The 963-nt window shown below is 50.9% G+C and carries 1 protein-coding gene; it reads left to right on the forward strand.

Annotated elements, in window-relative coordinates; genetic code table 11:
* A partial coding sequence (locus tag MWU82_RS23985; RefSeq protein ID WP_247098276.1) for a DUF1553 domain-containing protein occupies positions 1 to 963 on the forward strand: 963 nt, incomplete at both ends.

The following is a 963-nucleotide window of genomic DNA, read 5'->3' on the forward strand; positions in this document are numbered from 1 at the left end:
CCCTTTATGACTATTACGGATGAGGAGACCAATGGGGTGCTGTCCTTTATCAACAAGGCCGAAGGGAAAGACGTCAAGGTGATGGTCATGAACGATTCCATGCCCAGAACGACCTATATTTTTAACCGGGGGGAATATGATAGTCCCGGGGAGGAAGTAACTCCCAATGCCCCGGAAATAATACTTCCCTTTTCAGAAAATCTTCCAAAAAACAGATTGGGACTGGCCCAATGGGTGACCGATGAAAACAATCCGTTGACCTCGAGGGTCTTTGTAAATAGGATCTGGGGGATGTTGTTCGGGAGGGGACTTGTAGAAACTTCCGAAGATTTCGGGGTCCAGGGCAGCCTGCCCACCCATCCACAATTGCTGGACTGGCTGGCAAAGGATTTTATGGAGCACGATTGGGACATTAAATATCTATTGAAGAAAATAATGCTTTCCGCAACCTATCAGCAAAGTAGCATAGCAACGGAGGAGTCCAAAAAGGCGGATCCGGACAACAAGTGGCTTTCCAGGGCCCCCAGGTTCAGGATGAGCGGGGAGATCATACGGGACTACGTTCTGGCCACCAGCGGTCTGTTGAACAAAGAGATAGGCGGGCCAAGTGTAAAACCTTACCAGCCCCCGGGGCTGTGGGAGGAGACCAACGCGGGTGGCAATAGGGGGGTGCTTACCACTTATGTTGCCGATGTGGGCGATAAATTGTACAGGCGTTCCCTGTATACCTTATGGAAAAGGACCCTGCCACCGCCCAGTATGTCCATTTTTGATGCCCCCAATAGGGATATCTGTGAAGTACGGAGGCAGAAGACCAATACGCCGCTACAGGCCTTGGCACTACAGAACGATGTGCAGATGTTGGAGGCTGCCAGGGTATTGGCCGAAAATACCATTGCGGATACCAAAGATGCGGAACAGTGGGTCACCACGGTATTTCAGCGTATCTTGGTTAGGAATCCC

This window comes from Arenibacter sp. S6351L, assembly GCF_023016025.1.
GTDB lineage: Bacteria > Bacteroidota > Bacteroidia > Flavobacteriales > Flavobacteriaceae > Arenibacter > Arenibacter algicola_B.